Source organism: Bacillus fungorum (genome assembly GCF_002746455.1).
Classification (GTDB): domain Bacteria; phylum Bacillota; class Bacilli; order Bacillales; family Bacillaceae_G; genus Bacillus_A; species Bacillus_A fungorum.
The window spans coordinates 1-14,603 of record NZ_NWUW01000015.1; the positions used below are offsets into that span (position 1 = coordinate 1).

11 protein-coding genes and 1 pseudogene are annotated in these 14,603 nt (G+C 31.6%); 3 read left to right on the forward strand and 9 right to left on the reverse strand.

What is annotated here, in order from left to right; translation table 11 throughout:
* The 3 genes from CO726_RS19540 to CO726_RS19550 all read right to left on the reverse strand — a co-directional run.
* The coding region (locus tag CO726_RS19540) for a SpaA isopeptide-forming pilin-related protein (protein ID WP_099685374.1) at nucleotides 1–1,609 on the reverse strand (1,609 nt) is incomplete at its 3' end.
* 153 nt (nucleotides 1,610–1,762) lie between these two features.
* A complete protein-coding gene (locus CO726_RS19545) occupies nucleotides 1,763–2,566 on the reverse strand; it encodes a class C sortase (RefSeq protein WP_099685375.1) in 804 nt (267 codons plus the stop codon).
* A 92-nt stretch (nucleotides 2,567–2,658) separates the two neighbouring features.
* A complete protein-coding gene (locus tag CO726_RS19550; RefSeq protein ID WP_099685376.1) occupies nucleotides 2,659–4,320 on the reverse strand; it encodes a SpaA isopeptide-forming pilin-related protein in 1,662 nt (553 codons plus the stop codon).
* 546 nt (nucleotides 4,321–4,866) lie between these two features.
* Here CO726_RS19550 and CO726_RS19555 point away from each other — a divergent pair.
* Entirely contained in the window at nucleotides 4,867–6,093 is a 1,227-nt protein-coding gene (locus CO726_RS19555; protein WP_136699759.1) for an AraC family transcriptional regulator, read from the forward strand.
* A 432-nt stretch (nucleotides 6,094–6,525) separates the two neighbouring features.
* Here the strand turns inward: CO726_RS19555 and CO726_RS19560 are convergent, their stop codons facing one another.
* The 6 genes and pseudogenes from CO726_RS19560 to CO726_RS19585 all read right to left on the reverse strand — a co-directional run bounded on the left by CO726_RS19560 (nucleotide 6,526) and on the right by CO726_RS19585 (nucleotide 12,469).
* A complete protein-coding gene (locus CO726_RS19560) occupies nucleotides 6,526–9,198 on the reverse strand; it encodes a M4 family metallopeptidase (RefSeq protein WP_099685377.1) in 2,673 nt (890 codons plus the stop codon).
* 216 nt (nucleotides 9,199–9,414) lie between these two features.
* Nucleotides 9,415–9,789: a hypothetical protein gene (locus tag CO726_RS19565; protein WP_099685378.1), complete on the reverse strand. Its 375-nt coding sequence runs from the start codon at nucleotides 9,787–9,789 to the stop codon at nucleotides 9,415–9,417.
* 118 nt (nucleotides 9,790–9,907) lie between these two features.
* Nucleotides 9,908–10,756 carry a GNAT family N-acetyltransferase gene (locus CO726_RS19570; protein ID WP_099685379.1) on the reverse strand — a complete coding sequence of 283 codons (849 nt, stop codon included), beginning with the start codon at nucleotides 10,754–10,756 and terminating at the stop codon, nucleotides 9,908–9,910.
* Between the two features lie 93 nt (nucleotides 10,757–10,849).
* The gene (locus tag CO726_RS19575; protein WP_099685380.1) at nucleotides 10,850–11,485 is read right to left on the reverse strand and encodes an SDR family oxidoreductase; all 636 of its coding nucleotides are present in this window, start codon (nucleotides 11,483–11,485) and stop codon (nucleotides 10,850–10,852) included.
* 16 nt (nucleotides 11,486–11,501) lie between these two features.
* Nucleotides 11,502–12,239 (reverse strand): phosphorylase family protein, encoded by a 738-nt coding sequence (locus tag CO726_RS19580; RefSeq protein ID WP_136699761.1) that lies wholly within the window; start codon nucleotides 12,237–12,239, stop codon nucleotides 11,502–11,504.
* A pseudogene (locus tag CO726_RS19585) lies at nucleotides 12,236–12,469 on the reverse strand (DUF3885 domain-containing protein). Before CO726_RS19585 ends, CO726_RS19580 begins: the two are co-directional and overlap by 4 nt.
* A gap of 160 nt (nucleotides 12,470–12,629) precedes the next feature.
* Between CO726_RS19585 and CO726_RS19590 the strand changes: the two are divergent.
* Nucleotides 12,630–13,325 (forward strand): response regulator transcription factor, encoded by a 696-nt coding sequence (locus CO726_RS19590; RefSeq protein WP_098762143.1) that lies wholly within the window; start codon nucleotides 12,630–12,632, stop codon nucleotides 13,323–13,325.
* Nucleotides 13,315–14,469, forward strand: coding sequence for a sensor histidine kinase (locus CO726_RS19595; protein WP_099685381.1), 1,155 nt, complete (start codon nucleotides 13,315–13,317; stop codon nucleotides 14,467–14,469). The genes CO726_RS19590 and CO726_RS19595 overlap by 11 nt, the downstream gene beginning before the upstream one ends.
* The last annotated feature ends 134 nt before the right edge of the window (nucleotides 14,470–14,603 follow it).

Here is a 14,603-nt window from a genome sequence, read left to right on the forward strand (position 1 = left end):
TATCGCTCGTATCTACTTTCACTAACTTCATTTTCCCCATCGGATCTGGCAATTTCTTATTTCCTATTTTAATTTCTACTACTACATCTTTTTCTACTTTTACAACTACTTTATCTTTTAATAATTCATAACCTTTAGGTGCTTCTACTTCCACTAGGGTATAGTTACCTATTGGTAAGTCTTTTGATATCGCTTCTCCTTTTTCATCTGTTACTAGCTCACCAACTACCTTTCCTTTAGAATCTTCAATATGAAACTTTGCTCCTGCTAGCTGTTTATTTTTATCGCTCGTATCTACTTTCACTAACTTCATTTTCCCCATCGGATCTGGCAATTTCTTATTTCCTATTTTAATTTCTACTACTACATCTTTTTCTACTTTTACAACTACTTTATCTTTTAATAATTCATAACCTTTAGGTGCTTCTACTTCCACTAGGGTATAGTTACCTATTGGTAAGTCTTTTGATATCGCTTCTCCTTTTTCATCTGTTACTAGCTCACCAACTACCTTTCCTTTAGAATCTTCAATATGAAACTTTGCTCCCACCAATTTTTTATTATCATTATTACTATCAACTTTTTTTATTTTTACTTTTCCTGTACTAGGCTTGTTCCAATGTTGCCAGTCAAATTTGAAATTGTGAAATTCAAATCCACCAGTTTGTTGTACCGCACCGACAAATGCTTGTCCATTAATCGAACCGCCTTTTGTTTCTAATACAGCATTGGGAGCAAACACACTCCCAACGACACCATATCCCTCTGTTGTGATCTTTTTAGCATTAGGAAAAACCCACATCACTTTCCCGTATAGTTCAGTAAACGGTGAATTAGGAGAATAGGGTTGTGATGTAGGAATTATATCCGTAGCCCTTCCAATATTGTTCGTGTCATATAGAATAGACCCATTTTTAAATGTAACCTCTGTTGCATCCGAATACATAACAATAAAATCTTTTCCCTTAGCATTGGGTAAAAATACATCTTTTATATCTAAATTGATTTCCCCTGTCAATTCTGATGAAACATAAATATTAGGATTGTTTATATCTTTTCCGATCCCATAACTCATATTTGGAATTGGGGTATTCGTTTTATATTGGCCTGCATTTTTACTGACTTCGTTTACTATGTTGCGAAATTCATTAAATTTCTCTTCAATTTCTAGTTTTTCTTTATAAACGATACGATCATAAGAAGATTGTATAATACGATCTGGATCACTCTCTTTTGTCATTACGACTATTCCGTTTTGAATGATAAATGATTCCTCTCTTGATTTTTTAAATTTTCCCGACAATAATAAGGATGGATATCCCTCATCATTCCATTTTTCCCCAACCATATTAGATGTTCCCGCTGCTGCACCTACAATCGTATAACCTGATGCATCCATATCACCTTGAACTGCGATTGCTCCTTCAATGTCGCCACCTACTGCTTTATGGTTACCAAAGACAACAGCATTATAACGCGATATATCACCTAGACCTTCTAAGTTTACTGTGGATCCATATGCTTCTTTTGGTACATATACGATAAAACTAACACATAATATTAACAAAATCATAAAATGAATACTTACCAGCTTTAATCGTAGCCTCAATTCCTTCGCTCCCACCTTTGCCGTATTTTTCCACATTCGAATAAAGTGAAATTTTTATCAATGAGGACTTACTTTATCCTCTATATACCTTCTTTGCTTATCTCTGAATTTTCGGTCCCACTGCCGATTAATACCGGATAAATAAATACAATTCTATCGAGTTAATTTTTTCTTATAAATTGCGACTAGAAGCACACATAACAATAGGATTGTGACTATTACCGTCCACTTATTAAACATAAATATCCCTGTACTCATTTTTTGTTTTTCTTTCTCGTTAAACTCCACACGCTCACCTCGAACCAGTAATCTATTTGTGTTTACTCCATAAGGCGTACATGTAATTAGTGTTGTATAATCTTTATTTTCCACAATTTTCAAATCATCAGTTTCGTGTGGTAATACTACTTTAATTTGATCTACTTTATAAGCAAGAACTTTGTCTAAAGAATGAATATAAAAAAGATCTCCTTCACTTAACTTATCTAAATCTGTAAATAATTTTGCTGACGGTAAACCACGATGTCCTGTTAAAATAGTGTGCGTATTTACTCCACCTACTGGAAGTGAAGAAAAATCTAAATGACCTACCCCGCGACTCAATACTTCCTCAGCGGTCCCTGGATAGATTGGCAGTTTTATATTAATTTTCGATATTTCAATATATCCCATTACATCACCTAAATTTAACGCATCGGCATACGCTTGATGATTATTTTTTTCTTCAGAAAATGGATCTGCAAATGTTTTCGTGGAAGTTTGAACTTGTTTATTATATTCGGCTGCTTCTTTTTCCCTACGTTCTACTTCTTTCTTTTGTAGTGATTTAATCTTCTTATCGTAAGAGCTAATCTCAGAATAATGTGCACGAGTCGCCAACCAATTACTAATAGTAGGATATAAAAAAATACCTAATCCAAATAAAAAAATACCTCCTAAAATAAGATTTCGTTTCATATTTCCACCTCTGCATATACTAAAATATCGAAAAGAGGGAAGCATTTTGCTTCTCCCCTTTTCACATCACATGGTTACATGTTCCTAAAATCTTAATTATTAGCAAACTTTTTTCTAAAGAAAACAAATGCCGCTGTAACCATTAACGCAAGGCCTAGTACAGTAAAAAGAGTCGTTCCTATACCACCCGTTACTGGAAGCATCCATCCACTTTTATTATTTTCTATCGTTAATTTAATCGTTTGATTATTTTCGCTAATTTTTACATCAATTGGGTCTTTTAATAATTGATAAGAAGCTGTTGTACCATCTTCTTTTGTATATGTTGGTGCTTTCGTTTCAAAAATTTGATAGTCTCCGTACGGAATGTTAGTCCATTTAATAACACCATTTTCATCTGATACACCTGTGACTTCTTTTCCTGCTACAACAACTATTTTCCCATTTTTATCTTTAAGTACAAACTCTGCACCTTTTAATTTCTTCTTATCAGCACCATCAATTTTTGTTAACTCGATAATTCCAGTTGTCGGAACAACAACTACAGGTTTAGATTCCTTTTCTCCAATTACATCATTTTTATTTATAAAATCAATTTTTGCTGTATTTAAAATTTCTGAACCAGATGGTACTCCTTCTTTTACTTGTGATTTAATTTGTAAATGAAATTCTTTTTTACCATCTAATTTTGTGAAATCTTTTACTGTAGCTGTTACTTTTTGACCTTCCACAGCTACCTCTACAATGCTTGCATTTACTTCCACTCCATCAACCTTCACAATCGGCTTTCCTTGAATCATTAAACGATTGTCCAAAGTATCTGTTACCACATATTTTTTGTATTCTTTAATGTCTTCTGGAATTAATGTTTTGATATCATAATTGTAATTAGTTAACGGATTAATTGGTAACGCTTCCAAATTTCCGTTAATCTTTTTATCAATAGTTGGTTCTTCATAGTTTTTCACTTCTACTTTAACTACTGTACCAGAAGTAATTGTTCCATCTTCGTTAATAGTTCCGGAGTTCTTTATAAAAAACTCTCGTTTAGTCGGATCTATTACATACCCTTTCGGCGCTTTTGTCTCTTGGAAATAGTATTCTCCATAATCTAATCCTTGAACGCGAATATGCCCATTACCATCTGTTACCAACTCGTTTTTCAATTCTGTACCATCTTTTTTAAATAAAGAGAATACTGCACCTGCTAACGCTTTTTCATTTGTACCAGTCTTCACTAAATCAACTGCACCACGTTTAATCTCATTTTTCGGATACATATGAACATCATAGTTTAGTACCTTACCCTCTTTATTCGTTAATGGGATATCAACTGTATACGTATTTGGATTTAGGTTAACATGCGGAGGTCCTGCCACTTCTTTCACTTCATAACGTCCTAGCGGAAGATCTTTTAATACAGCTTGTCCGTTATCATCTGTTACTACTTGAGTTGGAGTTGCTCCCATTACAGGTTTCACATCTTCTTTCACGATTTTCCCATCATTTGAAATTTTTTCAAATGATGCAACCCTTTTCACTTCAAACGTTACACCTTTTAACGGTTTCGCATTTGTTGGCACCTCTTGATTTGCAGAACCGTCACCTTCTAGCCCTGGTGCTCCATCTTTTTCTTGTTCATACTTATGAATCGTTAAAGTACCTTTTGATGGTGAAGCTGCCTTTACTAATACACTAGACCATGTAGAAAATGTTAAGAAAAACACTAAAAGCACACTAAATATTTTTTTCATTTCTCTTATCCCCTTTACTACTTCTATCATTTTATTAATCTCTTTATTACTATTACCTTCTTAAAAGCAATAGTGTGCCAAGTATCAGATTTAAAAGAATAACATAAAACATAGCCGTCTAACAATCCATTGTTTACAATCACTTATTCACTCTTCTTATTTTCTATTATTACGTTGTCTCTCCGTATGATATATGTAGTTTTCTCCCCTGAATTACACTTATATCTCTACTTCAAAAATCGTTACATATTAACTTCCATCGCTAATTTTCATTAATTACTCCCTTCTTATCCCTATTTAAAATCCAATCTTAATCATTTTTTGATACATATAAGCAATAACCAGCAAATAAGTGTGCGATCCATATTTTACGTTACTCCTTAAACTATTACCTGTATATTCAAATAATATGTGCTATTCATGTTAAATTATGGTATTATTCTTAGAAGTTTATAATTTTTATAGATAAAGTTTTTCCGTTTCTACTTTTGAAAAAAGGAATATGTAATCATTCAACTATTACGCACAACTGTAAGGAGGAAGAATATGACTAAAAAGCTCAGTCTAGTCGAGATAGAGTACATTTGCAATATGTTTTTCCAATATTTTGAAATTCCAGTTTGTTTTTTAGATTGTAACAAAAATATTCTTATAGAGTTTACATCAAAAAATGATTCACATTCGTGGTATGCATCAAACATAGAGCAGTTACATGTGCTTTTACAGAAAAATGATTCATATAATTTCCCTATCTTCAGAACTCACCAACATTTAGGGCACTTTATTTTAATTCACATAAAGAGCGATTATATGGTGAACGGTACTGTTATTATTGGGCCCTTAACACATGTAAATTTTTCTACAAGTAAAACGGATAGTAACCTTAATTTTATTTCTAATTATAAAAAAACAATTAACCATTATTTTTCATTGTCAATAAAAGATCAAAATTTCTTTGTAAATATAGCAATATTGTTCTATAACATTCTCTATAAAAAAAATTCAGATGTAAGTACCTTTTCAAATAATAGTGACTCATTTCATATAAGTCATAGCAGAATCTTAAACGAAGATATATATTTTTCAATGCAAAAAGACGAATCTATTTGTCATAACTTGTATATAGAGCAACAACTACTTGGAGCTATAGAAAACGGGGATAAAGAAACTGTACTCAAATATTATTACGAATTCCAACAAGAGACTCTTTCATCTTTATCTTCATTCCATCAATTAAGACGTCATAAAAACATTTGTATTTCATCCATCACACTTGCTACTAGGTATGCTATAAAAGGAGGTCTTCCTTCCGGGATCGCTTACAAGATTTACGATTTATACACCCAAAAGACAGAAGATTTAAAAGACATAGAATCCGTTTGGGATTTATTAAGAAATGTTTTCTGTTCTTTTGCAGACCGTGTAAAAGAACAGAAAGTACAGCAACATTCAAAGACTATCGCTATTTGTAAAAACTACATTTTCAAAAATATTTACAATCAAATATCTGTTAAACAAATTGCTAAATTTGCAAATGTGAATTCAGATTATTTATCTATATTATTCAAAAAAGAAGTCGGTATATCATTAATTGAGTACATTCAACGTGAACGAATCGAAGAAGCGAAGAAATTATTAACTTTCACAACCTATCCCTTATCAGACATATGTGCTTCGCTTAATTTTAGTGATCAAAGCTATTTCACTAAAATTTTTAAAAAATTCACCAACGAAACACCTGGTAAATACCGACAATCTCATGTTGTCATTTAGAGTGAATCTTCCATTAAAACAAAGTGCTTTCAGTAACTTATCAATGAAAGATTAGAATTACTCCCACATTCATGACCTTTTGAGTTTAGGCTATTTATAAATCAAAAAAACACGTTACTATTCTTTTATTTGACTGAGAATAGTAACGTGTTTTATATGTAATGTAGTTTCGCAAACAGAATAGCATTCAAGCGCAAGGTTTTATAGTAGGCAAATACACCACTTAACTACTAAAATCTTATTAAGTAAAAAATCCATCTAATAATTATTGTGTGAGAAAGAACTAAGCTTTTTTCGGTTAGTGACATTCGTTCATCGGTACCTATAACATAATTTACGCCTAAGGTAGATTTCCTTATTTTGTTTTAATTACTTTCTACTTTATTTCTTTTGGATAATGAACTCTTTTCTTCCAACAAATAATCCCTACTATTATTTTTGTATCTTTCTAAATTTGCGAACCAAAGTAAGTACTGTACCAGCAATAACCATCCATATGCCCATTGCCGCACTATTAGTTGTACTTACACCCGTGTTTGGAAGCTCTTTATATGTAAATTCTTTTTTATCGGAATTACTGTTGTTCGATATATTAGTGTTATTAGCAAGACCATTAGCTTTTTCAATGTTTTTATCTTTCACAAATACTTTTTGTATTGTATGTACCTCATTACCTACGGAATCTCTGACACTATATATTATTTCAAAAGTACCAGTTTTAGAGGTATCTATAGTTCCTTCATACGCTACTTTAGAAGTAAGGTCACCATCCTCTTTATCAGTAGCTGATACGCCTACCATTGGATTAAATTGATCCCCCTTATTAATTGTAATTGTAGCAGGTACTTTTAGTATTGGTATTTCATTTTTAACTTCTTCTCTAACTTTGACCGTTACAGTTTGTTTCGCAGTTACTTCATGACCCTCAGAATCTGTAACTGTGTACGTTAATACGTATGTACCGGCTTTAGAGGTATCTACTTCACCATCAACTTTTACTTTAGAAGTAAGATCGCCGTTTTCTTTATCAATAGCTTTTACTTTTGCCATTGGATCGAATGAATCTCCTACATGAATTGTCGCTGCAGCAGGCACTGTTAATGTAGGATTTAGATCTGATGTTTCTCCATTTCCCTCTACAATTACAGTCTGTGCTGCCTTTGCATTCCCACCTTGAGAATCAATGACAGAGTAATCCACAATGTATTTGCCTGGTTTAGAAGTATCTACATCACCTTTATGTTTTACTCTATTTGTTAAATCACCATCTTCTTTATCGATAGCTTTTACATTGCTCATCAGGTCAAACGTATCACCTACACGTAGTGTAATTGTAAGCGGTACAGTTAACTCTGGGATTTGGTTTTCCTTAGTGTTTTCGTTTTCTTTCACTGTTCCTTTAATTTTTACTGCATCAAAAGCTTTTTGGACCGTTTCAACCTCAAATGAATTTGCCCCATATTTATTTGTTGCAACTTTAAGACACGCTAATCTTAATTCAGAGAAATTAGAAGTCATGTTCAATTCATCAGTATTTGCATAATAGAAAATATCAAACATTTTATCTTCACCAATACCATTTACAGTTACACCGTTATGAGTACCACCTTGTGCAATTAAATAAGCGACTTTATTAATAATACTTGAGTTAAAATGAACGCCCTCATTATCCTCTCCGTTTAAATCACTGAATTTACTATAATCATCCGGATACGGTACTCCATCAAAAAATTTGACTGAAGATGGATTTTTCATATTACGGAGAACTGATCCACTTTGTTCTCCTATTGTCCAATTAAATTCCCCATTATTTATATATTTCTCAATGGCGGTTCCCATAATATCAGATAATGCCTCATTAATTGCCCCAGATTCCCCAAAGAATTCAAGATTAGATTCGCTAGATGTAACAGCATGTGTAAATTCATGGCCCGCTATGTCAAACGCTCTAACCATTGGATCACCATATATAAGCATACTAACATTGTTAATATTAGCACTAAATGCATTCCCCCAATTTTTAGGATCATCTGTTTCTCCTGAATGCCATGCATGTACAACTGATACTACTTTTTTCCCCTTATTATCAAAACTATTACGCTTATATTTGTCTTTATAAAAATCATATACCTTTGTTGCTAAGAAATGAGCACTTACCGCCTTTGGATCATTAAATTCTGTTGAAGTGCTAGTTGCTAATATACCTGGATAATATCTTTCTTCAAAATTAATATCTCTATAATTTACATCATACGTCTCAATTCCTTGCCCTCTTGTATAATCAGCAAGTGCATATTTTTCGTTACTTTGCTCAGAAATACCAAAAGTGCGAATTATACCTACATCATCTTTTCCTGTTCCAGTTAATGATATGAGATTGCTTTTTCTAGTTTCTTTTAAAGATTCAACTTGCTCTTCACTTACTTTTAAAACTGATTCTTGTACCATATCTTTTAACATATCACCATTATGAGCATTCACTAAATAAGTTCCAGATACATAGTTTGGTGTTGCAGCAGCAAATGTAACTTGATATGCATTGCTAGCCTGTCCATTATTTTCATCAACAAAAATAACTTCCTTAACTTCTGGATCAGAAATAAATTTAATATCATTTCCATACTTCGTATAAATATATTGTTTTGCTTTTTCTTTTGATAAATGAATAGGATCCTTTAAATCTTCTTTTGCTAAATTTTGTGCGCTGTCCCCTGAAACACTTTTAATAATACCCTTTTTATCTACATGAGCAGTCAATTGGTATCCATATACTTCTTTTCCTTCATATATTTGTTGCATACGCACAAGTGTAGTCCCATCATATGAACCACGTTTTTGAAGAACCTTGTAATCTACCCCTTTGTCTCCACTAACTTGTTTTGGAGACAAAGCATGCTCCGTCTTTTCCTTAAGTGCGTCTTTCACTACATTCTCTGGCGTTTTTTGTGATGGTTGTGTAAGTTCTCCTGTGCGGAACGAATCCTCTTGAATATCAACTTGCATTTGACCCGTTTCCTCTGCATAACCTACTCCATATGGTGTTACACTTGTTAAAGCCAATCCTGTTGTTAATGCAACTATAGCTATTTCTTTTTTATTTTTCATGTTATTTCCCTCGTATAATTTCCTAAAATATGAAACTGCTAAAATTCATATAATTTATTCCTATCAAAAATAGAGCAAATACAAATTACATAACATTACGCAAACCCTATTATAAAAAGATGACTTCTGTAATCAACAAAAGTCATCTCTTCAATATGTAATATCCCTAATATATTTTCAATACATAATTTCTATATAAAAAGAAAAAAGCATTCATTAACGAGCATTTTGCAATACTTTTATTAGGTCATTTATATTTTCAACCTTCTGCTGAAACTGATCAAATCTACTATGTAGCAATGAAGGATTCTTATCTTCAGTTGAAATAACTTTTTTTAATTCCAGTTCTAATTTATCATATGTATCAAAGAAATTATCAAATTCTACACTAACAAGTTCTTCATTTTCACGATAAAATCTTTTTGCTTCTATATAAGTCATGTATGATTTATTTAAAAACCCTAATGAAATTAAATATTTAGAAGTGTTTTCTTGATAAATAGCAATATCACATGCTGTTTTAATATCAGAATAAGTCTTTTGAACGAAACAATGCAATTCAAAAATCTTAAACTTTAATCCATTATTCATTTTATCCCCTCCCATCCTATCCTATCCTATCTATTCTACATAAAAAATGAATATTATACAAAGTAAAATATCAATATAGTATAAAAATAAAAAGCGAAAGAATAACTCCTTCCGCTTTTTATAACAATAAATACATTTCATATTGTGCTAAAGAATTTTTTTCAAATCCAGTTTTCTTTAAAAACCCTTCCAGTAAATTGTTGTTTGGAAATCCAATTGATAAACTTGCTAAATTTAACTCATCTCTTACTACTTGTAATAATTTTGATCCAATACTCCGATTTCTATAGTCTTTGTCTACGAAAATAAAACTAATTTTACCTTGTTCATTAATACATATAGAACCTTTCAATTCATTACCGACATATGCACCGTAAAATGTATTATTTGTTTTTTCGATATAATCCCTATCATTTTGCCAATTTATATGGAAATATAACCATTTCTGAATTTCAACTTTAAAAGCTTGGAATTCTAATTTTTTTACTTCAATTCCCTTACCGTCTTTACTTATTATTTTAGTCAAATCTTTTAAATTATAATAAGATAGATCGTACACTTTTTCATAGCCTAATTTATTATAAAAACGAATTGCTCGGTCATTACCTACAATGACTTCAAGAAAAAGTTGCTTACACTCATTTTGAATCGCCTCTTCTTTATGCAGTTCAAATAACTTTTGACTCACACCAATACCACGATAATTAGGATGAACTGCTAATGTTCCACAGCGCATTGTTTTTATATTTTCATAATCCTTTATCCCACCAAGTATTACACCAACTGATTTGTCACCATCTAAAGCTAGAAAAGAGTGCTCTAGCAAGTTACCTTCTGGTCCTAAAAATCTTTGTATAAAATCTTCTTTTGAAACTTCCATTTTTATGATGTAATCTGAAAATCCATCCCTAAAAGCTTCATATACTAAATCTATACTTACTTCACTGCATCTTTTGTATTGAATCATATAAAATTATCCCCCACTTACTCGTATTAAACTTAACGTTCAAATACATGAGATATATTAATCACATCGTACTTTAATTTTGAATTCTACTGCTTAATTTGAAATAAACGGACATTTCCCTACATATCTCTCACTATTAATTTGTTTTATAACAAATGGTGCAATATCCCCATTTTGTATTTTGATTCCTGGCATATCGACTAAACTCTCTTTAATATTTCCAATGCCATCCCCCTCTAAAACAAATGGTAATCTAACAATTGTCCAATCTACCTCACTACTTTGGATAATTTGTAATTCTTCATATTTATCTTGCATCATCTTTGGTAAAAATAATTTAAACAAGGTAGCTCCTATTTTATTTATAATTCCCTTCTGATCTTCTGTAACATTTAAAGAACCTCCGGAAATTAGAATATATCTTTTTATTTCAAACTCCTTCATTGCTTCTAAAATATGCTTCGTTACTGTGCTAAAAATATAAGATTCATTTTTCGGTTGACCTACCGCATTAATTACAGCTCGACAACCTTTAAGTAATTCGCATATTGAAGAAAAATCACGTGCATCCCCAATAATAACCTCTAAATTTTTATTTGTTATCCCCGTATAATTAGAATTTCTCGTTAATATTTTTACTTCATATCCCTTTTCTAACGCTTCGTTTACAAGAAATTTCCCGGCTTTTCCGTTCGCACCCAAAATAGCTATTTTATTTGTACTTTCCAATATTAAACCCCTCTTACTATCTATTGTTTACTACATTAATCTCATATACACGTAAAAAAGCAATTAAATGCTCGCACGCTCTTTCACATGCTAACATTTTAAATATTTTTTGTTCCTCTTTCGTTTTATCATTTGCTTGATCTGAAGCAGCTTTTAAACATAAAAATGGTTTTTTATTGATTTGACATACATAAGCAAAAGCTGCGACCTCTTGATCAACCGCCAATGCTCCGTATACAGTATGGAGTAAATATCTCATCTCTGAACTACGGATACGTTGATCTCCAGATAAAAATGTACCAAAATGAATCGGATCATAAGATCGTATTTTTTTTATTCTTCTTACAAGCGATTTTGTTGTTTCAATAGGTGCTGTTCTACCATTATATAAGTTAAAAACATCTTCGCCCGAACCAGCAGCAGTAACATCGTGTTGTATTGCGTTTAGTGCCACTACAATATGACCATTTTTCACTTTGTTTGATAGGCTTCCGCATATCCCTGTCATAAACAACTCATCAGGCTGAAACTCACTAATTAATAATTGTACACAACTAGCACAACTTACCTTGCCAACACCAGTTATAACTGAAATAATTTCCAGATCATTTATAGTATGAAAATGAAATTCCCAAGCTGCTCTTTTTTCAATGCGTTCACTTGGATAATATTGATGCAAATACGTAAGTTCAGGTTCCCAAGCGGCTACGATTGCAATACGTTTCATTACACACTTCACTTCCCCTACTGTCATTTAAATAAGTTATCTATACTTTCTCTTTCATAATCTGGAATCCACTCTTTATATTTCTCATATAAATTTCATATTGTTTCTTTATTCTTCGTAATTACTTCACATCCTCTATCATCATAAATAAACATGATAATATCTTTCGTTATATTTATGAGAAATACATCTGGATAAGAATTTTCTTTTAACTGCCAAAATGCTTCTTCTAGCCACTGACATATAACTTTCAATATAACGCTGTATTTAAATATCCTTTTTATTTGTATTCGTTACGAATGTTTTAATCCCCTTTTTATACGTTACATGAAATTTTATGGAGAATCATTGCTACAAAACACATAAATGTTTGATATTATAGTAATGTTAATGATTTGTAAGGAAAGGAACTACATAATGAATAAAAACATATTAATTATTGATGATGATAAAGAAATTGTTGAATTACTTGCTGTTTATTTGCGAAATGAAGGCTATAACATTTATAAAGCATATGATGGCGATGAAGCATTACAAATGATTTCTACATATGAAGTTGACCTTATGATTTTGGATATTATGATGCCAAAACGAAATGGATTAGAAGTTTGCCAAGAAGTTCGTGAAAATAATACTGTACCTATTCTTATGCTAAGTGCAAAAGCAGAAGATATGGATAAAATATTAGGACTTATGACAGGCGCCGATGATTATATGATTAAACCATTTAATCCATTAGAATTAGTAGCTAGAGTGAAAGCCTTGCTTCGACGATCATCTTTCCAAAATGCTACTTCTCCAAAAAATGAAGATGGTATGATTCGCATTCGTTCTGCTGAAATACACAAACATAATCATACTGTTAAAGTAAATGGAGAATATATTAAACTTACTTCTATTGAATTTGATATTTTATATTTACTTGCGAGTAATACCGGAAGGGTATTTAGTTCCGAAGAAATTTTTGAACGCGTTTGGAATGAAGATGGTTATGGTTCAAATAAAACTGTAATGGTCCACATTAGTAATTTACGGGATAAACTTGAAACAGTAATGAATGGAGAGAAGTTTATTCATACTGTTTGGGGAGTAGGCTATAAAATTGAGAAATGAAGCATTTGATGTATTAAAAGATATCCCAAAATGGAAAATAATCTTTTGGTTATTGTTAGCTATCACGCTTACTCCTATTACTGAATTAATTATATATCGCCTTGTTACAAGTGTAATTGAAAGTTCACTTACGTTAAGTGAACTCGGAAAAGAATTCATTAGAATTTTTGGATATGAAAAATATAAAGGAATAAAGGAATCTCTATGGATGATGATTGTATCTTATTTGTTTTTATTTTCTATTTTCTCATCCTACCTATACATTTTTTATCGTCATGAAAGAAAGATTTACTATGAAACTTGTATTAAAAAAATGATAGAAGAGATTCGTTATATTGCAAATGGAAACTTCAATCATAAAGTTTCTATCGTAAATCATCATTATCTGGAAGAATTAGCAACCGGGGTTAATCAAATTGTTGAACAATTGAAAGTCTCAATTGATGAAGAGAGACAAGCAGAACAAGCAAAAAGTGAACTTATTACAAATGTATCACATGATTTACGTACTCCCCTTACCTCCATAGTTGGATACGTGAATTTAATCCACCATGATAATTATAGGGATGAAGTGGAATTACGCCATTATATACACGTCATTTACGATAAAGTAACCCGTCTTAATGCATTAATGAATGACTTGTTTGAATATACACGTGTTCAAAATAAAGAGTTAAGTTTATGCTCTGCTCCTATTGATATTGTAGAGCTACTTGGACAATTAACTGTTCAATTCCGCATACAAGTTCAAGAAGCTAATATAGAATGTCGACCTTCTTTCCCATCTCAAAAACTAATGGTATTAGCTGATGGAGACAAATTAATGCGTGTGTTTGAAAATCTTATTATAAACGCTATCGCTTATGGAAACGACGGTGGCTACATCGACCTTGCTGCCTATGAAAGCAATAATATGATTACTATAGATATAACAAATTATGGTCAACCTATTCCTAGTACGGATTTACCCCATATTTTTGAACGTTTTTATCGCGTTGAGAAATCACGCTCTACAAACACCGGTGGATCTGGGCTCGGATTAGCAATTGCAAAAAGTATTGTCGAATTGCATAAAGGAACAATTGAAGTATATAGTGATGATAAAAAAACAACATTCACTGTAAAACTACAACCATATAAATGATAATACAACTTAATTTTAGGTTCAATTTCTTACCATATAAGAGATTGAACCTTTCATTTTCCATTAACATCCAAAATTTAATAATACTTTATAATTCTTTAGAAATTCTTTACCTTTTCTTTCTTCCTAATTAA

Coding starts and splice junctions, on each gene's coding strand:
- CO726_RS19570 (WP_099685379.1), bottom strand. CDS start 10,756: ATGATTCAATACAAAAGATGCAGTGAAGTAAGTATAGATTTAGTATAT.
- CO726_RS19560 (WP_099685377.1), bottom strand. CDS start 9,198: ATGAAAAATAAAAAAGAAATAGCTATAGTTGCATTAACAACAGGATTG.
- CO726_RS19555 (WP_136699759.1), top strand. CDS start 4,867: ATGACTAAAAAGCTCAGTCTAGTCGAGATAGAGTACATTTGCAATATG.
- CO726_RS19550 (WP_099685376.1), bottom strand. CDS start 4,320: ATGAAAAAAATATTTAGTGTGCTTTTAGTGTTTTTCTTAACATTTTCT.
- CO726_RS19565 (WP_099685378.1), bottom strand. CDS start 9,789: ATGAATAATGGATTAAAGTTTAAGATTTTTGAATTGCATTGTTTCGTT.
- CO726_RS19590 (WP_098762143.1), top strand. CDS start 12,630: ATGAATAAAAACATATTAATTATTGATGATGATAAAGAAATTGTTGAA.
- CO726_RS19580 (WP_136699761.1), bottom strand. CDS start 12,239: ATGACAGTAGGGGAAGTGAAGTGTGTAATGAAACGTATTGCAATCGTA.
- CO726_RS19545 (WP_099685375.1), bottom strand. CDS start 2,566: ATGAAACGAAATCTTATTTTAGGAGGTATTTTTTTATTTGGATTAGGT.